Origin of the sequence: Rhodoferax ferrireducens (assembly GCF_049302455.1) — a bacterium.
GTDB classification, from domain to species: domain Bacteria; phylum Pseudomonadota; class Gammaproteobacteria; order Burkholderiales; family Burkholderiaceae_C; genus Rhodoferax; species Rhodoferax ferrireducens_B.
This window is the reverse complement of record NZ_JBAQMD010000067.1, coordinates 42,737-57,523: the sequence shown is the minus strand read 5'-3', so window position 1 is coordinate 57,523 and position 14,787 is coordinate 42,737. Positions and strand designations below refer to the sequence as shown.

The 14,787-nt window shown below is 60.2% G+C and carries 13 protein-coding genes; all 13 read right to left on the bottom strand.

The window, feature by feature from the left end:
- Positions 1-253: 253 nt before the first annotated feature.
- Positions 254-1,870, bottom strand: a complete 1,617-nt coding sequence (locus tag WA157_RS12265) for a Mur ligase family protein (protein ID WP_422621220.1) — start codon at positions 1,868-1,870, stop codon at positions 254-256.
- A complete protein-coding gene (locus WA157_RS12260; RefSeq protein WP_422621219.1) occupies positions 1,870-3,603 on the bottom strand; it encodes a peptidoglycan D,D-transpeptidase FtsI family protein in 1,734 nt (577 codons plus the stop codon). The genes WA157_RS12265 and WA157_RS12260 overlap by 1 nt, the downstream gene beginning before the upstream one ends.
- A complete protein-coding gene (gene ftsL, locus WA157_RS12255) occupies positions 3,600-3,944 on the bottom strand; it encodes a cell division protein FtsL (protein WP_422621218.1) in 345 nt (114 codons plus the stop codon). Before ftsL ends, WA157_RS12260 begins: the two co-directional genes overlap by 4 nt.
- Entirely contained in the window at positions 3,941-4,882 is a 942-nt protein-coding gene (rsmH, locus tag WA157_RS12250) for a 16S rRNA (cytosine(1402)-N(4))-methyltransferase RsmH (RefSeq protein ID WP_422621217.1), read from the bottom strand. Before rsmH ends, ftsL begins: the two co-directional genes overlap by 4 nt.
- Before the next feature lie 9 nt (positions 4,883-4,891).
- Positions 4,892-5,320, bottom strand: a complete 429-nt coding sequence (gene mraZ / locus WA157_RS12245) for a division/cell wall cluster transcriptional repressor MraZ (protein ID WP_041792749.1) — start codon at positions 5,318-5,320, stop codon at positions 4,892-4,894.
- A 293-nt stretch (positions 5,321-5,613) separates the two neighbouring features.
- Positions 5,614-6,936 (bottom strand): ATP-dependent protease ATPase subunit HslU, encoded by a 1,323-nt coding sequence (hslU, locus tag WA157_RS12240; RefSeq protein WP_422621216.1) that lies wholly within the window; start codon positions 6,934-6,936, stop codon positions 5,614-5,616.
- Positions 6,933-7,481 (bottom strand): ATP-dependent protease subunit HslV, encoded by a 549-nt coding sequence (gene hslV / locus WA157_RS12235; protein WP_422621215.1) that lies wholly within the window; start codon positions 7,479-7,481, stop codon positions 6,933-6,935. Before hslV ends, hslU begins: the two co-directional genes overlap by 4 nt.
- An 18-nt stretch (positions 7,482-7,499) precedes the next feature.
- Positions 7,500-9,308 (bottom strand): STAS domain-containing protein, encoded by a 1,809-nt coding sequence (locus WA157_RS12230; RefSeq protein WP_422621214.1) that lies wholly within the window; start codon positions 9,306-9,308, stop codon positions 7,500-7,502.
- A 40-nt stretch (positions 9,309-9,348) separates the two neighbouring features.
- Entirely contained in the window at positions 9,349-10,143 is a 795-nt protein-coding gene (gene dksA / locus WA157_RS12225) for an RNA polymerase-binding protein DksA (protein WP_422621223.1), read from the bottom strand.
- A 526-nt stretch (positions 10,144-10,669) separates the two neighbouring features.
- Positions 10,670-11,725, bottom strand: coding sequence for a CobW family GTP-binding protein (locus WA157_RS12220; RefSeq protein ID WP_422621213.1), 1,056 nt, complete (start codon positions 11,723-11,725; stop codon positions 10,670-10,672).
- Between the two features lie 64 nt (positions 11,726-11,789).
- Positions 11,790-12,971, bottom strand: a complete 1,182-nt coding sequence (locus tag WA157_RS12215) for a class I SAM-dependent rRNA methyltransferase (protein ID WP_422621212.1) — start codon at positions 12,969-12,971, stop codon at positions 11,790-11,792.
- An 83-nt stretch (positions 12,972-13,054) separates the two neighbouring features.
- On the bottom strand, positions 13,055-13,363 hold the full coding sequence (locus WA157_RS12210; RefSeq protein WP_011465713.1) for a hypothetical protein: 309 nt from the start codon (positions 13,361-13,363) through the stop codon (positions 13,055-13,057).
- Positions 13,364-13,397: 34 nt separating this feature from the next.
- Positions 13,398-14,444, bottom strand: a complete 1,047-nt coding sequence (locus WA157_RS12205) for a tyrosine recombinase XerC (protein WP_422621211.1) — start codon at positions 14,442-14,444, stop codon at positions 13,398-13,400.
- Positions 14,445-14,787: the final 343 nt, after the last annotated feature.

The following is a 14,787-nucleotide window of genomic DNA, read 5'->3' as shown; positions in this document are numbered from 1 at the left end:
GTTATTGGGGTCAGACACCAATTTCGCTGCGGCGCATGGCGCCGCTCCCTTTGGGCGAGCCGTCGGCTCGGCGAATTTGGGCTCTGACCCCAAAAACCCGGGTTGGGGGAGTGAGTGGGGGAAAAATGGCAAGAAACAAGTCCTGACTCGTCGACCGCGACGCGTTCGAAAAACTCACCATCCGCGCAGAATCCCGCAAGCGATTGCTCAGCCAAGGCCAACGAATCCGGACCAAAGCAATTCATCATCGCGCTCATCCCTGCGCTCCCGGCTCGGCGGTCGACCCGGCGTCAGGCGCAGCCCACTGGCCCAATGCCAGCCGCACCTGCTCCGCGTCCGAGAACGGCAGGCGTCGGCCCGCCACTTCCTGATAATCCTCATGGCCCTTGCCGGCGATCAGCAGCACATCTTGGGGTGCGGCCTGCGCGAACGCCTGTGCAATCGCCAGCGCCCGGTCGGGTTCGACCGTCAGCGCGGGGTAACCGGTCAGGCCGAGCAATATCTGGCTGATGATGGCATCGGGCTTTTCGCTGCGCGGGTTGTCGCTGGTCACCACCACGCAGTCGGCGTGGCTGGCCGCGATCGCGCCCATCAGGGGTCGCTTGGCCGTATCGCGGTCACCGCCACAACCAAAAACACACCAGAGCCGACCGCCGCGCTGATCAGCCAAGGGGCGCAGCGCCAGCAGTGCTTTGCCCAGGGCGTCGGGCGTGTGGGCATAGTCCACTGCGGCCAGCGGTTGGCCTGGCGCACCCCAGCATTCCATTCGTCCGGGCACCGGAGTCAAGTCGGCACAGGACGCGACGACCGCTGCCAGCGGCACGCCCAGGCAACGCATGGCCGCCATCACGCCCAACAGGTTGGCGACGTTGTAGCTCCCGATCAGCCGGGTCTGCAGCACATGGCGCTCACCCGCCCCGCCTGGGCCGTTCGCGCCGTCAGGCCCGTGCTCCAACACGGTAAAGCGCAAACCCGGCGCATCATGAACAATGTCGCAGGCCTGCAGCCGGGCTGCGCCAACGCAGGACACGGTCCACACTTCGGCCAGCTTGCCGTGCAGCACTTGGGCCAGTTCGGCACCCTGCGGGTCATCGATATTGATGACAGCCGACTGCAGTCCCGGCCACTGAAACAGGCTCGCCTTGACCTGCCAATAGGCCGCCATGGCGCCGTGGTAATCCAGATGGTCTTGCGTGAAGTTGGTGAAGATAGCGGTCCGGATGCGGGTGCCGTTCAGCCGCTGTTCTTGCAGGCCGATGGAGGACGCCTCCAGCGCGCAAGCTTTGAACCCGCGGTCCACAAAGCGCCGCAAGGCTTGCTGCAGCAGCACCGGATCAGGCGTGGTCAGGCCGGTCGCCACCATGCCGGCGAGGGGATCAGCGCCGTGCGCTGCGACACGCCCGACGGGCGGCTGTCCAGACGCTGACGGCGGTGGTGTTCCTATGCCTAAAGTACCCACCAGCCCGCATGGAATGGGCGTAGTAAGCTTCAAATTCGATAGCGCTTGTGCCAACCACCAGGCAGTGGAGGTTTTGCCATTGGTGCCGGTCACTGCCAGCACGTCCAGTTGTTGCGAAGGCTGGTCGAAATACGCGGCGGCAATCAGGCCGCTGGCGGCTTTGAGATTGGCGTAAGCGGCGACCTTGTCGCTGCTGAACGCATAAGCCTCGACGCCCAAGCGCTCGACCAGACAGGCGCCGGCGCCGCTGGCCAAGGCACTCGCCACAAACTGACGCGCATCAGCGGCCGCGCCCGGCCAGGCAATGAAGCCGTCGCCGGACTGCAGCTTGCGGCTGTCGGTTTGCAGCGTGCCGGTGACACGGCTGCGCAACCAGTTGGCGGCGTCTTGCGGGGTTTGCCATTCAAGCATCAGAAGCTCTCCACTTCGGCTTGCGCCACGATCTGGGGCCTGACCGACATGTCGGGTTGAATACCCAATATTTTCAGCGTCTGTTGTACGGTTTCGCTGAACACCGGCGCTGCCACGTCACCACCGAAATACTTGCCGTTGCTGGGTTCATCAATCATCACCGCCACCGCGATGCGCGGCTGGTCGATCGGTGCCACCCCCACAAAGACGCCCCGGTATTTCTTGGTGGCATAGCCGCGCCCTTCCTGCTTGTAGGCCGTGCCGGTCTTGCCGCCGACCGAGTAGCCCATGGTCTGTGCCTTGGGCGCGGTGCCGCCGGGCCCGGTGACTAGGTGCAGCATGTGGCGCACCGCAGCAGCATTTTTTTCACTGATCACCCGCGCGCCGATCGCAGGCGCGCTTGACTTGAGCATGGTCACCGGTACCAGATCGCCCTCGCGCGCAAACACGCTATAGGCATGCGCCAGCTGGAACAGACTGATGGACAGTCCATAGCCGTAACTCATGGTGGCCTGCTCTATCGGCCGCCAGCTCTTGTAGGCGCGCAGGCGACCGCTCACGGCGCCCGGGAAGGGCAGTTGCGGCTTCTGACCAAAGCCGACCTGACTGAACATGTTCCACATCTCGCGCGGCTGCATCTGCATCGCCATCTTGACCGTGCCCACGTTGCTGGACTTCTGGATCACCTCGTTGACAGTGAGCACGTCGTGCGGATGGGCGTCGCTGATGGTGGCGCTGCCAATATTGATCCGCCCCGGTGCCGTTTGAATCGGCGTCTCGGGCTTGACCAGGCCTTTTTCAAGCGCCAGCGCAATCACGAACGGCTTCATGGTCGAACCGGGCTCGAACGAGTCCGTGAGCGCCCGGTTGCGTAGCTGGGCACCGCTCAGGTTTTGCCGTTTGCCAGGCGCGTAACTGGGAAAGTTGGCCAGTGCCAGCACTTCACCGCTGACCGTGTCCAGCACCACGACACTGCCCGCCCGTGCCTTGTACAAGAGCACAGCATCGCGCAGCTTCTGGTAGGCAAAGAACTGGATCTTGCTGTCAATACTGAGCTGCAAATCACGGCCGTCCATCGGCTCGATCTGCTCACCGACCGCCTCCACCACCTGACCCAGCCGGTTTTTGATGACGCGGCGCGAGCCGGCATGACCGGCCAGATCTTTGTTGAAAGCAAGCTCAATGCCCTCCTGGCCCTTGTCTTCCACGTTGGTAAATCCCACCACATGCGCGGCAGCCTCGCCTTCGGGGTACTGGCGTTTGTATTCCTTGCGTTGGTAAATGCCCTTGAGACCCAGCGCAACGATCTGCTTGGCAATGGGGTCATCCACCTGGCGTTTGAGCCAGACAAAGGTCTTGTCTTCGTTCGCCAATCGCTTATTGAGCTCAGCCATGGGCATCTCAAGCAGATTCGCCAATTGCTGCAAACGGGCCGGGTCGCGCTCCACATCTTCGGGAATGGCCCAGATGCTTGGGGCCGGAATGCTGGACGCGAGGATCAAGCCGTTGCGGTCCAGAATGCGGCCCCGATTGGCCGGCAAGGCGAGCGTGCGTCCAAATCGCACCTGGCCCTGTTTCAGGAAAAAATCATTGGCCACCACCTGGATATAGACGGCGCGTGCGATCAGGCCGACCGACCCCAGCGCGATGGCCGCCACAATGAACTTGCTGCGCCACAGCGGCGTGCGGCTCGCCAGCAAAGGGCTTGAGGTGTAGGCAACGCTGCGGCTCATGGAACGCCCGCGCCAGTAGCCGAGCCAGCATGGCCCGACGCGGGGTCACCAGGCACCAAAGTGGTGGCTGCGGCGACGCTGCCGTGGTTGACGTAATGCGTGATGGCAGGCGTGGCCGTGTGCATCTGCAATTTTGCAATCGCGAGGCGCTCTACACGCGAGGGCGTGGCCTGCGCCCGTTTTTCCACTTGCAGGCGCTCATTGTCGACTTCCAGGCGGCGCGCCTCGGAGTGGGCCTGGTCAAGCGCGGAAAACAGTCGGCGTGACTCGTACTGCACATTCACCAGGTACAAGGCGCTGGCAAGCACGGCCAACAGCAGAACCAGGTTCAATCGGGTCATGATGCGGTCCTCTGTGCCACACGCATGATCGCGCTACGCGCACGCGGGTTGGCGCTCACCTCGGCGGCACTGGGCCTGATGCGCGCGAGCGCCTTGAGTTGCATCACCTTGGGCGGCGCAAAAGGGGCGCGCCTGTCATAGACGTCGCGTGAATGCTGGGCGATGAACTGTTTGACGATGCGGTCTTCCAGTGAATGGAAACTGATAACGACCAGGCGCCCGCCCGGAGCTAACACCAGCAGGCTGGCTGCTAACGCCTGTTGCAGCTCTTCAAGCTCGGCATTGATAAAAATCCGAAAAGCCTGAAAGGTGCGCGTGGCGGGGTTCTGGCCCGGCTCGCGGGTCTTGACCGTGTCAGCCACGAGCTGGGCCAGCTCGGTGGTGTTTGAAATGGGGCCCCGTTCCTGTCGGCGAGCAACAATCGCCTTTGCAATGGGCCCAGCAAACCGTTCTTCACCATAGTCACGTATCACCTCCGCTATTTTCTCGGTCTCGGCATTTGCCAGCCACTGCGCCACGCTGATGCCGCGCGTCGTGTCCATGCGCATGTCCAGTGGCCCCTCGAACCGGAAGCTGAAACCCCGCGCCGGGTTGTCAATTTGGGGCGAACTGATCCCCAGGTCAAGCAACACACCGGCCACACTCGCCGGGGGCAGCTCGTCGAGATGACTGAACCCCTGGTGCCGGATGGAGAAACGTGAATCATGGATGTTGCCGGCCTCGACCAATGCCTCGGCATCCTTGTCAAAAGCTATCAGCCGATCGGTCGGCATCATCCGGGAGAGGATGAGACGGCTGTGGCCGCCGCGACCAAAAGTGGCGTCCACATAAACCTGCGCGCCTGTGGCAGATGCATCGGCCGTGGCGTCCGGGTTGCAGAACAGAGCGTCCACCGCTTCATTCAACAACACGGTGGTGTGTGTCAAAGACGTTTCCACCGTGCGCCTTCAGAAAGAAAAGTCTTTGAAAACGTCAGGCATGTCGCCCTGCATCGCCTTGGCCTCTTCGGCGTCATAGGTCACCTGGTCCCACAACTCGAAATAACTGCCCATCCCCAGCAACACAGCGTCCTTGGCAATGCCAGCGGCGGCGCGCAGTTCGGGCGACACCAGCACGCGACCAGTCCCGTCGAGCTCGACATCCATGGCGTTGCCCAGGAAGATGCGCTTCCACCACTGCGCCGACATCGGCAGTGCAGCGATGCGTTCACGAAACTTTTCCCATTCGGGTCGCGGGAAAACCATCAGACAACCGTGCGGATGCTTGGTGATGGTGAGTTGGCCAGAGGCGGTGGCGCTCAGTACGTCACGATGCCGGGTCGGCACCGACAGCCGACCTTTAGCATCCAGACTTAAAGACGAAGCCCCTTGAAACACAACAGCACACTCTCTTTTGGTAATTTTGCAAAGAAATGGAAGTGCAAAGGCACTTTTCACCACTTAATTGCACATTTTTGCACTGTATCAGCAAAAGTGAGCCGCACCAACAGGTTTTTAAATAAATATTTCCAATGAAATCAAGGGCTTAGAAACGAATTCGGATGCAGATGAACACCAAAAAACGTTCTAAATTAAGGACTTAGGGCGTGTAATCAATGTGATGCTTGAAGACAGGCTTGATTCAACCTCAAGCCATGCAGGACAGAAGCAAAGACATGCCCCGCAAACACTTACAAAATGTAACGAGAAAGGTCCTCATCCTGGCTCAACTCACCGAGTCGTGCCTGCACATAGGCAGCGTCGACGTGAATCGTTTGACCGCCCAGATTGGCAGCGTCAAAACTCACCTCGTCGAGCAAGCGTTCCATGACGGTCGACAGACGCCGGGCCCCAATGTTTTCGGTGCGCTCATTCACGTCGAACGCGATGTGCGCCAAGCGTGTGATGCCCTCGTCGAGGAACTCAATGTGAACGTTTTCCGTGGCCAACAGGGCCTGATACTGCTTGACCAGCGAGGCAGCGGTTTGCGTCAGGATCGCCACAAAGTCCTGCACTGACAGAGATTGAAGCTCAACCCGGATCGGGAAACGCCCTTGCAACTCGGGGATCAGGTCACTTGGTTTGCTCAGATGGAACGCACCAGACGCGATGAACAAAATGTGATCCGTCTTGACCATGCCGTATTTGGTCGACACCGTGGTGCCTTCGACCAGCGGCAGCAGATCCCGCTGTACACCCTGGCGCGATACCTCGGCTCCACTGCCTTCAGCGCGCGAGGTGACCTTGTCAATCTCGTCAATGAAGACAATGCCGTTTTGCTCCAGCATGTGCAGCGCCTGCGTCCTGATCTCTTCTTCGTTGACAAGTTTGGCCGCCTCTTCTTCAACGAGCAACTTCAGGGCCTCAGGGATTTTGAGCTTGCGCGTCTGGCGCTTTTGCTGTCCCATCTGGCCAAACATCCCACGCAACTGCTCGGTCATTTCTTCCATGCCTGGCGGGCCCATGATCTCCAGTTGCGGCGCAGACTGCGCCAGGTCAATTTCAATCTCCCGGTCTGCCAACTGGCCCTCGCGCAATTTTTTGCGAAAAGTCTGGCGCGCAACACTCTCGGGCTCCATGTTTTGTACCACACCAAAATCACCGCGCGGGGGCGGAATCAGAACGTCGAGCACCCGATCTTCGGCCGCGTCTTCGGCGCGTGAGCGCACTTTTTTCATCTCGGCGACACGCGTCTGCTTGACGGCGATGTCGGCCAGATCGCGGATGATGGCGTCAACATCTTTGCCAACGTAGCCGACCTCGGTGAACTTGGTCGCCTCGACCTTGATGAAAGGTGCATCGGCGAGCCGTGCCAGGCGCCGGGCGATTTCGGTTTTGCCAACACCCGTCGGGCCAATCATCAAAATGTTCTTGGGTGTAATTTCTGCACGCAGACCGGGCTCGACCTGCTGGCGCCGCCAGCGATTGCGCAGTGCAATGGCCACCGCCCGCTTGGCCTGTTGCTGGCCAACAATGTGTTTATCAAGTTCAAAAACGATTTCTTGCGGGGTCATGGCAGCGTTTCAATGGTGTGGCTCATGTTGGTATAGATGCAGATATCGGCCGCTATTTCCAGGGATTTCTTGACGATCTCCGGCGCCGACATCTCGGTGTGGTTGAGCAAGGCCATGGCCGCCGCTTGCGCGTATGCGCCGCCAGAGCCAATGGTGACGATGCCGTTCTCGGGCTCCAGCACATCACCGTTGCCTGTGATGATAAGCGACGCCTCGCTGTCAGCCACTGCCAGCATCGCCTCCAGACGGCGCAAGACCCGGTCAGTGCGCCAGTCTTTGGTGAGCTCAATGGCGGCACGCACCAGATGGCCCTGATGCTTCTCCAGCTTGGCCTCAAAGCGTTCAAACAGCGTGAAGGCGTCGGCCGTGGCGCCTGCGAATCCGGCCAGCACCTTGCCGTGATAGAGCTTGCGCACTTTGCGGGCCGTGCCTTTGACCACAATGTTGCCCAAGGTGACCTGGCCGTCCCCGCCAATGGCCACCGAGTAGCCCTCAGGTGTCTTGCGGCGTACGCTGATGATGGTGGTTCCGTGAAATTGTTCCATGCTTGATGTCGCAAAAGGTCAATGGGCGCGCAACACAACCCGCGCGTGTTCGTTAATCCCAATAACGTTGAAAAATGCAGCAACCAGACGCGGCACATCGCGAAACTGAACCGAGCAAGCCTCGGACTCGCGCAAGGCAACCCAGTTCAGAATACTGCCTGCAGCCGAAAAATCGACCCGAATCAGTCGGGAACAGGAAATAACCAGGTGCTTGGCGTCGTGCAATCCCGCCTGCAATTTGTCCAGCGCCTCGGCCGCGTCGCCCAGCACCTCGCCGCTCAACTCCACCACAGTCGCCGCCGACAGCATGTCAAGTCCCATGGGCACTGTTGCCCCCTGACTCAAGGCAAAAGAGGGGAGCGCGGCGGGCGCTTCTGTCAAGGCGAACGCGGCTTCATGGGGCGGCATTGAATTCAAACGCTCATGAACATACTCACACCGGGCGTCTTCCCAGGGTGGTGGAGAAACTTCGTAGGTGACACAGAAATCCAGCGCCGCCAATTCAAACTCGTCCTGCAGACGCAGGATGCGCAGGGCGTCCAGGCGCAGTCGCCACCACACCATGTCCACCGCACGATCGCCCGATGGCGTGTACGATTTCAAGATGTTGTGCAACACGTCGGAGCCGTCAAATTGCAGTTGAACCGGCTGCGAGCACCACCGGGCAAAAAGCTCGGCCAAGGCACTGGCAGCCTCAGGCGTCATACGCTGGAACTGATGCCAGTTCAAATGCCAGAGACGGCCAGTGGCGCTCACCAAACTGGCGCGCAGGGCCTGCACTTCCGACAAATCAAGATCGACAGGACACTCCCAGACCAACTGGCTACCGGATGCCAACCCACCTGCCTGCGGCAGCGGGGCCGGGAGCGTATTGCGGCCCAACAACTCAGGGGTTGAGAACCAGGCTGGCGCCGAGCGTCCGAAGCGCTGGGCATACTCAATGGCCACGCGATCAAAACTGGTCTGTTGCCCGGTGGCGCGATAAAGGTCAAACAAAGCCGCTGCCCAGCCGTCGGCCGAATCCGGATTAACCGGCTCTGCCTGCAGCGCGTCCAGCAAAGTCGCCTCGGCTCCCGCGTCATCGCCATTGGCGAATCGGATGGCAGCCTCCTCTAAATCGGGATCGGCCAGACTGTCTCCCAAGTCGACAGAAAACAATTTGGAAGGCGAATATCCGCTCAGACCGGTATCCACGGTCCTGCCACCGGAGCTCCTGGACGACAGCATCTGCCGCGGCGCACCGAAGGGCACCGACTCCTGCGATGCAGCCAGACCCATCTGTGTCGGCTCATAGTCAGCACCGGACCCCGAGTCGCCAGTCGGTCTCAACTGAGACGCCAGCGTGGAGACAAAAGTGTCTGCGACTTTTCGTTGGGTACCCTCCAGCGGCGCGAGTTCACCCTGCGCCTGGGAGGCGGTGCCAGACCCGGACGGCTTGCCCGACTGAACCATGGCCTCGTCCTGCTTGCCCTTCCACCACTGCTTGGACATCTGGGCTTCAATTTCGTCAATTTTCTTCAGCGTCGTGGCACGCTCATCCAGGTTGGAAATCGAGCTGGTCTGGAAAAAAGAGGGACGGCCCGCGAGCTCAGGACTCAACACCGGCCCATTGCGGCGGATTTTGCGCAAGTGGTCAAATTCACGCCGACGAACGAAATCATTTTGCCGCTTGCGCTCGATCATCTCCTTGAGCGCCGCTTTCCCATATTCATTTTCCTGCTCGGTATCGGGCTCTGGCTTGTCCAAATCAGACCAGTCCTTGGTCGGGTTGCGAACAAACCGGGCCATCTTGGACAGCAAACCGGAGTTAGTGTCTTTGGTTGCCATGGCGGGAACAAACAGGAGCAGAGGTCACAGACGCCGCCCGTCAATCCCCAAACATCTTCTGCTTGAGTTCCCGGCGCTGCTGAGCCTCCAGCGACAGATTGGCGGTCGGACGCGCCAACAGACGCCCAACCCCGATGGCTTCACCGGTTTCATCACAATAGCCATAGTCGCCCGAGTCGATGCGCGCGAGCGATTGTTCAATTTTCTTCAGCAGCTTGCGCTCACGGTCCCGGGTGCGCAACTCCAGGGCGTGTTCTTCTTCAATGGTGGCCCGATCGGCCGGATCAGGCACCACCACCGTGTCGGCCCGCAGATGCTCAGTGGTTTGGCCGGCGTTGCTCAGAATGTCTTGTTTGAGCGTGGTGAGCACACGACGAAAAAACGCCAGCTGGGTATCGTTCATGTACTCTTCATCGGGCATGGCGATCAATTCGGCCTCGGTCAGTTGCTCAACCGGTTTGAGTTTCCAGTTGTTGACCAATGCCGGGTCTTTTTTGACGGCGGAAGCGACCGGCGGAACAATGTAGGGCGCGACTACGGTTTGTGAAAAACTGGCTTTGGCGGCGGTTGAAGCCACCGACTGCGCCATGGAAGGCACTGTCAACTGCGCCAACCGCGAAGACGGACGACCCGCTCTGACGGGTACGGATGCCGCGGCAGGCGCCACCGGCGCCTGCGCAACTTTGACCGGAGTCGCAGCCGGGGCCACAGGGAGTTTGGGTGCTGCCACCTCAGGTTTGGCGGCTTTCGCGAACGTCGTTTTCACTGAATCCTTTGCTTGAATTGTTGCTGTCGGTTTGACAACTTTGACCGCGGGGGCCTTGGCCGCCTTCACTGGCGATGCCTTGGCCACCTTGGTCACCTTAACCACGGTTTCCGGAGCCGACTTGGACTCTTTCCCCACCACTTTCGATGGCGCTGACGGCTTGGCCGGCGCCTTCTTGCTGACCGGCGGTTTGGCCGCGGCACCGTGCGCTGATTTGGCAACGGGCGCGGGCTTCACCGCCGGCTTGTCTGGAGGCCGCACCACCGGTTTCGGTTTGGCGACCACTTTGATGCCCGGCTTGGCCTTGACGGCTGCATGGGTCGCTTTAGGCGCCTCCTTGGCTTTCACAGTTTGCGATTTCACGTCTTGTCTCCTCGCTGATTTTTTCTGCTCGATGACATCGCTGGTGGATGTTTGCCTGGTGTCGGCAGCGCCGCCTGAAGCTTTTAAGCTTGTCCCCTCGGCGCCAGCTTTTGAGGGCCGGCTTTGCGCCACTTGTTTGGCGGGCGAGTTTACAGGTTTAAGCGCTGGAAATCCCATCAATTGAAAAAACGAGGAAAACATTTCGTTTACCGCCTAGTCGTATTTATTTGAATCAAACCAGGCACTGTTCCATGCCTTGCAGAAAAATGTCTTGCGGCAAGTCAATGCCGATGAACACCATTTTGCTGACACGCGGCTCCCCTGCGGCCCAGGCCGGCCCCAGGTCACTGCCCATCAACTGGTGCACACCCTGAAAAATCACCTTTCGATCCGTGCCCTTCATAAGCAGGACCCCTTTGTAGCGCAACATGCGCGGGCCATAAATATTGACGATGGCACCCAGAAAGTCTTCCAGTTTGGCCGGGTCAAAAGCGCGCTCGGATTTGAAAACGAAACTCTTGACATCATCCTCATGGTGGTGGTGATGACCCCCGTGTTGGTGCGAGGGATGGTCACAGTGCTCGCCGGGGGCATGACCAGAGTGATCGTGCCCTTCGTGGTCATGCGCTTCTTCCGTCAGAAAATCCGGGTCGATATCGAGCTTGGCATTGAGATTGAAGCCGCGCAGGTCAAATACCTCGCTTAAGGCCGCCTCGCCAAAATGCACTGCCTTTTGCGGTGCGCGCGGGTTCATGTGCTTCAAGCGGTGCATCAACGCATCGACCTCATCGGCGGCCACCAGATCAGTCTTGCTGATGAAAATCTGATCGGCAAAACCCACTTGGCGGCGCGCTTCCTGGCGCTCGTCGAGCTGCGTCATGGCATGCTTGGCATCGACCAGCGTCAGGATCGAGTCGAGCAGGTAGCTCTCGGCAATTTCGTCGTCCATGAAAAAGGTTTGCGCCACCGGACCGGGGTCGGCCAAGCCGGTGGTTTCGATCACCACGCGGTCAAAATCGAGCAGACCCTGGCGCTTCTTGGCGGCCAGCAACTGCAGTGCCTCGCGCAAATCTTCGCGAATGGTGCAGCAGATACAGCCGTTGTTCATCTGGATGATCTGCTCCTTGGACTCGGTCACCAGAATTTCGTTGTCGATGTTTTCTTCGCCAAACTCGTTTTCAATGACGGCGATTTTCTGGCCGTGCGCCTCTTCCAGCACGCGTTTGAGCAGCGTGGTTTTACCCGAGCCGAGAAAGCCCGTCAGAATGGTTGCAGGGATAAGACTCATTGCTTTTCTCAATGGATTGGGGGCGTCAGCAAGGGGGGGAGTGTAGCGGGCAATGGGTTTCGGGTTATTTACGCATGACCACCAGGCCCTTGAGGTATTCGCCTTCGGGGAAATTGATGGTCATCGGGTGATCCGGTGCACCGCCCATGCGCTCAACGATGTAACCGTCGACCTGGACGTCAATGCCGGCTGAGGCCACAATTTTATGAAACAGCTCAGCGCTGATGCCGCCCGAGCAGGAATAGGTAAATAGCACACCGCCCGGCGCCAGAAGTTTGAACGCCAGCCGGTTGATGTCCTTGTAAGCCCGCGCCGCGCGCTCGGTATGCGCTACCGTGGGCGCAAACTTGGGCGGATCAAGCACGATGGCGTCAAAAGTCTTGCCCTCAGCGCCGAACTGGCGCAGCGAGGCATTCACGTCGGCATCCATGAAAGTGGCGCGCTCAGGCGCAAAACCGTTCAAGGCCAGGTTGGCGGCGGCTTGCGTCAGGGCCGGGCCCGAGGAGTCAATGGACGTGACGTGCGCGGCGCCACCCGTCAATGCCGCCACGGTGAAGCCGCCGGTGTAGCAATAGCAGTTGAGCACACGCTCGAACTTCAGGCGCGCGCAATAATCGGCAAACCTGGCGCGGCTATCGCGCTGGTCCAGATAAAACCCGGTCTTGTGCCCAGTGGCAATATTGACGCCCAGTTGCCAGCCGTGCTCACGCAAGACCAGCTCCACCGGACCGTCACCACGCAACCAGCCACTCACCTCGGGCAAACCTTCGCGCACGCGGCCACTGGCGTCGGAGCGTTCATACAGTCTGGACAGACCGGTGGCAGCCAGCAGGGCGTCCGCCAGCACGTCTTTCCAGCGCTCGGCGCCACTGGAGAGAAACTGCGCCACCAGCGTATCCCCATAACGATCCACGATCAGCCCCGGCAAACCGTCAGACTCGCCGTGGACCAGCCGCATACTGTCACTATTTATATCAAATCTGGCTCTAGCCCTTATGGCGCTTTCACAAGCAGCTATTAAAAATGCAGCATTTATGCGCTGCGTCTCGACAAAACTCCAGACCCGGGCCCGGATTTTGGAGGCCGGACTGTACGCGGCCCAGGCCAGAAATTGCCCTTCGTGCGATTCCACCCGCACGGTCTCACCCGCATCGGCCCCGCCATGGGCAATGGCCGACTCAAAAATCCAAGGATGTCGGCGCAACAGCGAGCGTTCTTTGCCGGCTCTTAAAGAAATCGTGTTCATGGACCAATTGTGAGGCCTGGCCAAGCGGCCTCAGCACAGGTCGCCTATTAATTGTTCGCGCCCGACAGCGCGGGCGCGCTGCGTCAAAAAGTGACTGTCATCGCGGGCACGTCGACCCGGATCATGGGTCGAGCCAGCGCGGCATGCACCGCCTGCACGTAATCAGCGGCCCATTTTTCATCCTTGAACATGGCCGCACCGGCAGCTTCGGTCACCCGCAGCACCTTGTCTGCGGTCAACACCTTACCGCTGGCGCGCAGCGGCTCGCAGTCGAGCGCGGTGAACTGGGCGTCAAGCCAGTTGCGTGCCACATCGGGCGCCATCGGGGTCTCGCCCACGTTGAACTGCAATTGAACCCCTTTGTCCAATAAAACGGTGATTTGGCTACGCATGGATTACCTTTCTGTCGATGATGGAAAATGCGCCCTATTTTGGGGTCGCCCCCTTGATTTTCGCCCGCGGATGAGCCGCATCGTACGCCTTGGCCAAATGCTGGAAGTCGAGCCGGGTGTAGACCTGCGTCGTGGTGATGCTAACGTGGCCCAGCAACTCCTGCACCGCGCGCAAATCGCTGCTGGACTGCAACAGATGGCTGGCAAACGAGTGGCGCAGCATGTGTGGATGCACCGGTGTCGTCAATCCCGCCTGCAGGCTGCGTTGGCGCAGGCGCTGCCAGATCGATTGGGCGCTCAAGCGGGTGCCATTGCGGCCAATGAACAAAGCGGTTTGAACGCCGCCGTCAGGCCCCGGTTGCCCCGCCCTGGCGTGCGTCAGCGCCTGATCGCGCAGCGCCAGCCAGTGGGTGATGGCAAGCACCGCTTTGGCACCCACCGGCACGCTGCGCCGTTTGCCGCCCTTGCCCAGCACATGGGCTTCACCACCCTGCAAATCGATCCAGCCGCGTGCGCTGCTACTGGCCACCGTGTCCAGTCCGGTCAACTCGCCCACCCGCAGGCCAGCGCCATACAGCAGCTCCACCATGGCGGCGTCGCGCGCTTCCAGCCACGGGTCGTTGCTGCCGCTCGCAAAGCTGGCCAGTTGAACGGCCTGGTCCACACTCAGGGCTTTTGGCAGCGGCTTGCCCGCCTTGGGCGCGCGCACATCCTGCACCGGGTTGCTGCTGATCAGGCCTTCGCGCCCCAGCCAGACGTAGAAGCCGCGCCAGCCCGACAGAATCAGGGCAATGCCGCGGCCACTGCGCCCGCCGGCATTCATTTGGGCCACCCAGCGCCGGACGTGGGTGTTTTGAACCTGAAGTAGTTCGACCTCTGCCTGCGCGGCATGCTGGGACAGCTTCTGCAGGTCCAGCGCATACAACTCGACCGTGCGCTGCGCCAGGCGTTTTTCAACGCGCACGTGTTCGAGGTAACGTTCAATCAAACCCGTCCCTGCGTTGACCTCTGCGGGAACTGTGCCTTGTCGCTGGTTACCCGTCGCAGCGGCAATTGCGCGGTTATAGGGCACGTTCGTCATTGCACGCCTTTCGCTGCTACGCGCGGCGGCGAGTGAATATTTCGCTCCGATGTTTGGGATATTTCTTGACCCTCGTGGTCGATGCCGATTGATCGAATCACGTTGTTATGAGCAGCATTTCTATTTTTTATGCGTTGTATTCCCCCCCTCTCCCCCGACCCCTCTCCACCCCCGCCGGGGCGGAAAGGGGAGCTAACAGCCACATGTGGCCGTGTCTTTGAAGGTGGGAAAAAGGTGCGCTTGGGCGCGTTGCCATCAAACTGAAGGGGCGGGTTTTCGATTTGCTGCAAGCCGCTTGAGGCCAATTGGCGTTGAGGCACCGCTTGATATGAGTGGGCCGTTT